Source organism: Mycobacterium sp. NAZ190054, assembly GCF_001545925.1.
Lineage (GTDB): Bacteria > Actinomycetota > Actinomycetes > Mycobacteriales > Mycobacteriaceae > Mycobacterium.
In genome coordinates this window covers 1-8,748 of the sequence record NZ_LMVQ01000151.1, presented here as the reverse complement: position 1 = coordinate 8,748, position 8,748 = coordinate 1, and the positions used below count along the sequence as shown (strand labels likewise).

Sequence of the window (8,748 nt, the reverse complement as noted above, 5' to 3'; positions counted from 1 at the left end):
CCGCGCGGGCGCGCTGGCCGTCGCCGTGCTGACCGTCTACGCGTGGTCGCTGCTGTCCATGCTGACCACCCTGCTGGGCACCACGCTGCTCTCGTTCCGGCTGCAGCCCACCCTGACCATCCTGCTGACCGCCGCGGGCGCGTTCGGGTTCATCGAGCTCACGCGCGTGGCCGCACACCGGGTGCGGCCGGCCAACGCGTCCAAGGTGGTGGCGGTGGCCACGGCCGTCGGCGCGCTCGGCGCGGTGACGTTCAGCCAGGACATCCCCGACGTGCTGCGCTCCGACATCGTCGTCGCCTACACCGACACCGACGGATACGGCGAACGCGCCGACCGCCGCCCGCCCGGCGCCGAGCAGTACTACCGGGAGATCGACGACCGCATCCTCGAGGTGACGGGCCGGCCCCGCAACGAGACCGTGGTGCTGACCGCCGACTACAGCTTCCTGTCCTTCTACCCCTACTACGGGTTCCAGGGTCTGACCTCGCACTACGCGAACCCGCTGGCCCAGTTCGACCAGCGCGCCGGCGCCATCGAGGGCTGGGCGATGCTGACCGACGCCGACCAGTTCATCGAGGCTCTCGACAGCATGCCGTGGGAGCCGCCGTCGGTGTTCCTGATGCGCCGCGGCGCCAACGACACCTACACGCTGCGTCTGGCCGAGGACGTCTACCCCAATCAGCCGAACGTGCGCCGCTACCACGTCGCGCTCGACGATGCGCTGTTCGACGACCCGCGGTTCGATGTGTCCACCGTCGGGCCATTCGTGCTGGCCATCCGCAAGCCATCTACCATCTAGCCCCGTGGTCCAGCAGCCGGCGTCGGCCGAGCCGACAGAAGCGTCGGCGGCGGAACCGACGGATGCGACGGGGCGTAACCACCGCGCCGCGCGGCTCGTCGCGATCGTGGCCGGACTGTTGGGCACCCTGCTGGCCGTCGCGACGCCGCTGCTGCCGGTCAACCAGACCACCGCGCAGCTGAACTGGCCGCAGAACGGTGTGCTGCAGAGCGTCGACGCGGCGTTGATCGGCTACGTCGCCACCGACCTGGAGATCACCATCCCGTGCAGCGCCGCCGCGGGGCTGGACCGGCCCGGCCGTACCGTGCTGCTGTCCACGGTCCCCAAGCAGGCGCCCAACGCCGTCGACCGCGGCCTGCTCATCGAGCGGGTCAACAACGACCTCCTCGTCATCGTCCGCAACACACCCGTGGTCAGCGCGCCGCTGGACCAGGTGCTCAGCCCGGCATGCGAGGAGCTGCGGTTCACCGCGCACGCCGACAAGGTGACCGGCGAGTTCGTGGGCCTGCAGACCCAACCCGACGCTGCAGACCCGGCCCGGCCCGCCGAGCCGCTGCGCGGCGAACGCGGCGGTTACGACTTCCGCCCGCAGATCGTCGGCGTCTTCACCGATCTGTCCGGCCCCGCGCCGCCGGACCTGCAGTTCTCCGCGACCGTCGACACCCGCTACAGCACCTCGCCGACGCTGCTGAAACTTCTGGTGATGGTCGTCGGCGTCGCGATGACGGTGGTGTCGCTGGGCGCGCTGCACGTGCTCGACAGCGCCGACGGGCGCCGACACAAGCGCTTCCTGCCGCCGCGCTGGTGGTCGCTGTCCGCGCTGGACGGCCTGGTGGCCGCGGTGCTGGTGTGGTGGCACTTCGTCGGCGCCAACACCGCCGACGACGGCTACATCCTGACGATGGCTCGGGTCTCCGAGAACGCCGGCTACATGGCCAACTACTACCGGTGGTTCGGCACTCCGGAGGCGCCGTTCGGCTGGTACTACGACCTGCTCGCGCTGTGGGCGCACGTCTCCACCGCCAGCGTGTGGATGCGGCTGCCGACCCTGCTGATGGCACTGGCGTGCTGGTGGGTGATCAGCCGGGAGGTCATCCCGCGCCTCGGTTCGGCGGTCAAACACAGCCGCGCCGCGGCGTGGACGGCGGCCGGCCTGTTCCTGGCGTTCTGGCTGCCGCTGAACAACGGGCTGCGACCCGAACCGATCATCGCGCTCGGCATCCTGCTGACCTGGTGCTCGGTCGAGCGCGGCGTCGCGACCAGCCGGCTGCTGCCGGTGGCCGTCGCGATCATCATCGGCGCGCTGACCCTGTTCTCCGGCCCGACCGGCATCGCCGCGGTCGGCGCCCTGATCGTCGCCATCGGCCCGCTGAAAACCATTGTCGCAGCCCATGTCTCGCGGTTCGGCTATTGGGCGCTGCTGGCGCCGATCGCCGCCGCGGGCACCGTCACGATCTTCCTGATCTTCCGGGACCAGACCCTGGCCGCCGAGCTGCAGGCCAGCAGCTTCAAGTCGGCCGTCGGCCCGAGCCTGGCCTGGTTCGACGAGCACATCCGCTACTCGCGGTTGTTCACCACCAGCCCCGACGGTTCGGTGGCGCGCCGCTTCGCCGTCCTCACGCTGCTGCTGGCACTGGTGGTCTCCGTGGCGATGATGTTGCGCAAGGGCCGGATTCCCGGTACCGCCAGGGGGCCGAGCCTGCGCATCACCGGCATCACCGTCATCTCGTTCCTGGCCATGATGTTCACCCCCACCAAGTGGACCCATCACTTCGGGGTGTTCGCCGGACTGGCCGGCTCCCTCGGCGCGCTCGCCGCGGTCGCCATCTCCGCGGCCGCGATGCGTTCACCGCGCAACCGCGCCATCTTCACCGCCGCGGTGCTGTTCCTGACCGCGCTGTCGTTCGCGACCGTCAACGGCTGGTGGTACGTCTCCAATTTCGGGGTGCCCTGGTCGAATTCGTTCCCGGAGTGGAAGTTCGGGTTCACCACGATGCTGCTGGGGCTGTCGGTGGTGGCCCTGCTGGTGGCGGCCTGGTTGCACTTCTCGGGACGCGACGTACCGCCGTCCGACGGGGCCCTGCGACGCGGAAAGCGGATCGCCCGCGCACCGTTGGCCGTCGCGACCTGGGCGCTGGTCACCTTCGAGGTGGTCTCGTTGACGGTCGCGATGCTGGGCCAGTACCCGGCGTGGACGGTCGGCCGGTCCAACCTGCAGGCGCTGACCGGCAAGACGTGCGGCATGGCCGAGGACGTGCTGGTCGAACAGGACGCCAACGCCGGCCTGCTGGCCCCGGTCGGGGTTCCGGTCGGCGACGCGCTCGGGGACGTGACCGCAGAGGGGTTCAGCCCCAACGGTATTCCGTCAGATCTGTCGGCCGACCCGGTCATGGAGCAGCCCGGCGCGGACAACTTCGCCGACACCGACGGTGACGGCGATACCGGCAGCGAAGCCGGCACCGAGGGCGGCACCACCGCCGCGGCGGGTGTCGGCAATGTGATTCCCGGCCCGGAGGTGGTCGGCGCCGCGCTCGCCGTGGTGTCGCTGGCCGGGCTCGCGCTGGCCCCGAGGCTCGCGATGCGGTGCGCTGCAGCGCATCACGTGCTGACCGGACTGGTGGCCGGCCAGGTCGGCGGTGTCGCGCAACGGGATTCGCGGTGAACGTGCCGACAGCGCCGCGACGTTGTCCGCCGCGGCGAGGGTCAGGCCCACCCAGGTGGCGGGGGCGGCGCCGGCATCGCGGTTGGTCACGCGGACCTTGTCGAAGCCGATGCCGTAGCGGTCCAGGTAGCCGGCCACCAGGCCCAGAGGCAGCTCGGTGGCCTCCCGCGGTTCCAGCCGCAGCGTCACGGTGGCGTATTCACCGGACGCTGCCGCCTCCGGGATCCGGCCGCGGCGGAACACGATTGCGAGCCTGCGGCCGGCGACGGTGGTGAGGAACTGTCCCCGCCACCACGCGAACAGCACCACCACCACGGCGATCGCCACACCGAGCAGCCACCGCTCGGGGACGGACTGCCACGGGTAGGCCATCACCGCCGGGATGACGAACAACGCGGCCAGCGTGAGCCGGACGGTCATGACGAGGTCTCCTTCCTCTTCGCGCTCACCACGAACACGGCGAGCACGACAAGCGCCAGAATCCCCACCCCGGCGAACGCGACCACACGCGGGACGGGATCCCTGGTCTCCGGCGGGGGCGGGGCGGCGACCGGTTTGACCGCCGCGGGGTCGATCTCGGTGGCGGCCGGGACATTCCACGTCAGCGCCGCGACCGGGTCGATGCGGCCCGCCCCGACGACGTTCGACGGGGACCGGGCCGCCGACTGGGCGGTGCCGGTGAGACGCTCGATCACCTGCGGTGCCGTCAGGTCGGGAAACCTGCTGCGTACCAACGCCGCAACGCCGGACACGTACGCCGTCGCGTAACTGGTGCCGCGGACCGGGTCGATCCGGTCCTGGGCGCCGGGAAGGCCGTTCGCCAGGCCTCCGGTGTCGTCGTTGCTCACCGACGTGATGTTCTCGCCGGGCGCGGCGATGCCGACCCACGGCCCGGCCATCGTGAACGGCGAAGGCCTGCCGTCGGATCCGAGCGACCCGACCGACAGCACGTACTCCTGCCACCACGCCGGGATCGAGATGGTGGAGACCCCCGCCCAGTTGCGTGGATCCGACGGCAGCGCCGGGTCGCTGAGCGGGTTCGACCCGCAGCCGCCGGCCGCGCCGCCCTCGCTGTCGCCCGCGGCGGCGACGATCACGGCGTCCTTGTCGACCGCGGCGTACCGCAGCGCCGCCCCGAGGCCGCTCTGGTCTAAGTTCTTACCGGCCGGCACGCATGTCACGGCGGAGATGTTGATCACCCGCGCACCCAGGTCCGCGGCGCGCACGACCGCGCGCGCCAGCGCCTGCGCTTCGAGCGTGGCGCGGGTGACGACCGGGTCCTCCCCCAGGTCCCGCGGCGCATACCGCGGCGAGGACACCCGGATCGACAAGAGGCGTGCGGCCGGCGCGACGCCGGAGAAACCGTCCGCGCCGGGCTGTCCGGCGATCAGTCCCGCGACCAGGGTGCCCCGGCCGTCGCAGTCGGTCAGGCCGTCTCCGGACGCGACGTAATCGCCACCCGGTTCGACGTCGGGCAGCCGCGGTCCCGGCTTGACCCCGGTGTCGAGCACCGCGACGGTCTGGCCTTCACCTCTGCTGTGGGTCCATGCCTCGGGCAGGTTCAGCGCCGACTGGTTCGGGCTGACCGCCGCGGGATCGCTGCCCGGGATCACGGTGCCGCTGACGCACGGGGTGCGCTGCGCCATCGCCCCGACCGGCCCTGCGCTACCGCTGGGCGGCGGCGTGGCGGGGTCGACCTGGGGCGGGGTGATCGCCGCAGCCGACGGCGCACCGACCGCCAGCATCGCGACCGTCACCGCCAGCGCCGCGCGTGCGCGCCGCATCAGAATCCGTTCAGGGCCCAGGCGAACAGCCCCACCAGGTAGGCCATCACCGGGATCACCGACGCGTCCACGGCCGCGGCGGCGAAGCCGAGGACGCGGCGCATGGGCAGCGAGTACGTCTCGGGCTCGGCGATGCGCGGGTTCAGTGCGGCCACCACCCAGGCCGCGACGAGCACGGCGAACGCACCGAGCGTCCACCACGCCGCGTCGTAACGGCCGGTCACGGCGAAGACGCCAAGCAGCACCGCGGAGATCAGGAACGGTTGACCGAGCAGCCACGCCTTGCAGGAGGCCGAATCCCAGACCCGGGCGCGCAGCACGGCGCCGAGCGCGGTGGCGCCCACCAGGAACCACGCCCACGGGGACGCGACGCCGTCACCGCCGACACCGGGCCACACCACGAAGACCGACCCGGCCACGCCGAGCAGCACCCCGGCGGCGATGAACCCGGTCTGGTGCTCGTCGCTCGCGCGGATCCGCCGGGGCAGGTCTTCGAGCACCCGCAACGGCGGGGCCGACGGGGTGGGGTCACCCGGCGCGGGGATCACCGGCACGGGCAGCCGGGCACACATCGCGGACAGTTGCGCGGCCTGCACCGTGACGATCAGCGCCACCAGGATGAGGATGCAGCCGACGTGGACCGGGGTGAGGGTCCACACCGCCGCCGCCGCGGCGACCAGCAGGACACCGAGCGCCGCCGCGGCCGCGGCGGTGAACAGCGCGACGGCGCGCTCCCCGACGGTGATGCTGATGACCGACCAGGCCGCAACGCCCGCGGCACCCAGCACGATGTTGGAGGCGCCGAACCCACCGGGGACGGCGAGGGTGAACGCCGCGGCCACCGAAGGCAGCGCGGCAGCGGCCAGCGCCGTCGCGAGTCGCGGTGAGCCGGCCCGGGCCAGCAGGGCACCCAGCACGGCGCCGATGGCGACCGCGCTGACGGCGAACAAGCCGATCAGCGAATCGGTGAACACCCGGTGGGCGACGGCGAGCGCGGTGGCGACCAGGATCAGCGCGATCACCGCCGCGGTGGCTCCGCGCTGAATGTTGGCGATCCCCCAAGGCTTTTCGCGGGACGCCGAGAAGATCATGGCGGCGTCGGCGATGTCCTCGACGATGCGGGGCGCCGGCGGGCCCGCGGGTACCGGCTGCAGCGCCAGCAGGTCGCCGTCGACGACGCCGACGGTGTTCAGGGTCGCGTCCAGGCTGAACGGCGCACCGCCGATCGGCGCGAGGCTGAGTTGCCCGGCGGCACCGCTTGCGTCGTCGCTGGGCGTCACGATGCGCTGCACCGCCGGGATGATCTCGCGCAGCGGAAGTTCGGCGGGCAGGGCGATCTCGGTGATCCGCCCGCTCCGGTCGGCGGCGTCCTCGTCGCCCACCGCCGCGGTGAGGACGGCGACGCGGACGATCGGCATCACGGCGCCGGTGGAGCCGAGGGTGTTCGTGTCTAGCGGTGGCATATCTCTTCTCTTCTTCTGCTGTCGACCCGGCGGTCGTCGAAGTCTCTGGTGACGGGCTGGTCGGGGAACCACGGCCCGTCCGGGAGCGCGGCGGTCAGCCGCTCCACGGCGGCGGCGACGGCCACCGGCTCCCCGGGCGCGAACGTCGAGATCCACTCCCCGTCATAGGCTTTGGCGGGGCTGACCAGCACCCGGCCGGCCGTCGTGTCGACGATGCTGACCCCGACGTCGGTGCTGACCCGATGGCCGTCCCGGTGCTCACCGGCCACGATCTCGACGTAGGTGCGGGCCTCCTCGAACGCGGCCACCACCACAGGGCGCGCGGACGGGGGGACACCGAGGTAGTCGAGCAGGTCCTGGATCGAGGCGCCTCTGCGGATCTGGTCGTCGGCCTTGGCGCCGACCCGGGCGGGCAGCGAGAACTCGGCGAACCGCGCGGGCGAGCGCCCCGACAGTCCGACCGTCAGCACCGGCACCAACGCCTGCGGATGATCGATCTGCATCTCGGTCAGGGTGACCAGTCCGCCGCTGCGCAGCGCCACGACCGTCCGCGACGCGTCGCGGGCGATGATGCCCCGCAGCATCGCCCCGTGTTCCCCGACGAATCGGAGCTCCAGCCACTGCGTGGGCCGGCACACCAACCGGATCCACCGGGCCACTGCGGGATCGACGATCCGGTCGGCGCTCATGACGCCCATCCGGGTCAGCCGTTCGACCTGTTCGGCGTCGAACCGCGCCCGCTGCGAGTGGTCGCTGTAGGGCGGCGTGATCGCCAGCACCCACGGGAACGTCCCGGCCCCGACGATGTCCGCGAGGAACCAGGCCGCGTCGGCGGTCAGCTCGACGGCATTAGCGCGCACGGGTACCGATCAGCCCCACTTGGCGCCTTCGGCCTGATCGCGCGCGGCCATCGACGTCGTGTTCATCTCGTGGGTGGAGGCCATCGCGCGGTAGGCCCGGACCAGTTCCTCCAGCGCACCGTTCCACTGTGCCTGCCAGGCCTGGTAGGTCATACCGGTGTCGCCCTGCCAGGCGCTCTGCAGCGCGGTCTGCTCACTGGCGATGTCGGCCCCGACAGCGTGCAGGGCTCCGGCGTAGCTGTTCATCTCGGCGGCGTGCGCGAGCATCGCCGGGTAGTTGTACATGATCTGTGACATCGAGGTCTCTTTCCGTGAGGTGTCGGTCGGCAGGCTCAGATGACGGTGTAATTGCTTGCCGCAGCGGCGTCTTCGGCGACGTAGGAGGCCGCGGCGTCGCCGATGTTGGCCTGCGCGAGGTCCAGCAGCGCGTTGATCTTCGCCGAGGCCTCCACGAAGCGGGCGTGCGCGGCCTGGAACGCGGCCGACGACTCACCCATGTGGAACGCCTGCGAGGACTGCGCCGCCTGCTCGGCTTGGGCGATCGTGCTGCGCATCAACGCGGCCTTCGCGCCGAAGGCCGCCTCGGAAGCGACCAGCTGTGGGATGTGAGCGTCCAGCATGCTCATGGGTTTTCCTTTCCTTCGTGGTGGTTGTGGCGATCGTCGGGGTCGGTGTTCGGATCCCAGGTCCCCGGCAGCATCGGGGCCTTCGGTCCGCCGCCGAAGGCGTCACCGGACAGCTGCGTCAGTCCGGCAGCCCGTTCGTCGTCCTTGGACACGGTGCCCGCGAAGCCCATCGGGCCGGCGCCGCGCTCGGTGGCGGCGATCCGCGGCTCCTGTCGTGCCGGTGGTTCGTCGTCGGGCTCGGGCTCGTAGTCGGCGTACGCGTCGGCATAGGCACGGCCCGTGATCTCGTCCTTCTGCCGGCGCCTGCGCTTGCGCCGTTCCGCGGCCGACGCCGAGATCCCCGATGCCGCCGCCGGGATGCCCGATGCCGGAGCCTTGGCGCTGGTGGCGTCGCGCACCGTCGGCGAGAAGCCCTCTCCGGGATCGCGGCCGGCGACCGCGTAGGGCACCAGTGTGAGGAAGTCCGTGAGGGCCCGACGTTCCGCGGGACGGTCGTGAGCCCAGAGGGGGTGGAACTCGTCGTCGACGGTCAGTACGCCCCACAGGTATTCCAG

6 protein-coding genes and 2 pseudogenes are annotated in these 8,748 nt (G+C 71.8%); 2 read left to right on the top strand and 6 right to left on the bottom strand.

Annotation, left to right across the window (positions count from 1 at the left end; all coding sequences use genetic code 11):
* Positions 1-799, top strand: a 799-nt coding sequence (locus ASJ79_RS12475; RefSeq protein ID WP_197420190.1) for an arabinofuranosyltransferase, incomplete at its 5' end; no start/stop codon positions are given.
* A gap of 4 nt (positions 800-803) precedes the next feature.
* Positions 804-3,290, top strand: a pseudogene (locus ASJ79_RS12470) (arabinosyltransferase domain-containing protein); the annotation flags it as partial.
* A gap of 587 nt (positions 3,291-3,877) precedes the next feature.
* Here the strand turns inward: ASJ79_RS12470 and mycP are convergent.
* The 6 genes and pseudogenes from mycP to ASJ79_RS33150 all read right to left on the bottom strand — a co-directional run.
* Positions 3,878-5,245 (bottom strand): type VII secretion-associated serine protease mycosin, encoded by a 1,368-nt coding sequence (mycP, locus tag ASJ79_RS12465; RefSeq protein WP_067955544.1) that lies wholly within the window; start codon positions 5,243-5,245, stop codon positions 3,878-3,880.
* Positions 5,245-6,708, bottom strand: coding sequence for a type VII secretion integral membrane protein EccD (eccD, locus tag ASJ79_RS12460; RefSeq protein WP_067955542.1), 1,464 nt, complete (start codon positions 6,706-6,708; stop codon positions 5,245-5,247). The genes mycP and eccD overlap by 1 nt, the downstream gene beginning before the upstream one ends.
* Positions 6,696-7,568, bottom strand: a complete 873-nt coding sequence (locus ASJ79_RS12455) for an ESX secretion-associated protein EspG (protein WP_067955540.1) — start codon at positions 7,566-7,568, stop codon at positions 6,696-6,698. Before ASJ79_RS12455 ends, eccD begins: the two co-directional genes overlap by 13 nt.
* A gap of 9 nt (positions 7,569-7,577) precedes the next feature.
* Positions 7,578-7,865 carry a WXG100 family type VII secretion target gene (locus tag ASJ79_RS12450; RefSeq protein ID WP_067955538.1) on the bottom strand — a complete coding sequence of 96 codons (288 nt, stop codon included), beginning with the start codon at positions 7,863-7,865 and terminating at the stop codon, positions 7,578-7,580.
* Positions 7,866-7,900: 35 nt separating this feature from the next.
* The gene (esxG, locus tag ASJ79_RS12445) at positions 7,901-8,194 is read right to left on the bottom strand and encodes a type VII secretion system protein EsxG (RefSeq protein WP_067955536.1); all 294 of its coding nucleotides are present in this window, start codon (positions 8,192-8,194) and stop codon (positions 7,901-7,903) included.
* Positions 8,191-8,748 (bottom strand): annotated as a pseudogene (locus tag ASJ79_RS33150) (hypothetical protein); the annotation flags it as partial. The gene esxG and the pseudogene ASJ79_RS33150, both read right to left, overlap by 4 nt.

Bases quoted from the DNA above. Each gene is read 5' to 3' on its own strand.
- esxG (WP_067955536.1), bottom strand. From the start codon at position 8,194: ATGAGCATGCTGGACGCTCACATCCCACAGCTGGTCGCTTCCGAGGCG.
- mycP (WP_067955544.1), bottom strand. From the start codon at position 5,245: ATGCGGCGCGCACGCGCGGCGCTGGCGGTGACGGTCGCGATGCTGGCG.
- ASJ79_RS12450 (WP_067955538.1), bottom strand. From the start codon at position 7,865: ATGTCACAGATCATGTACAACTACCCGGCGATGCTCGCGCACGCCGCC.
- eccD (WP_067955542.1), bottom strand. From the start codon at position 6,708: ATGCCACCGCTAGACACGAACACCCTCGGCTCCACCGGCGCCGTGATG.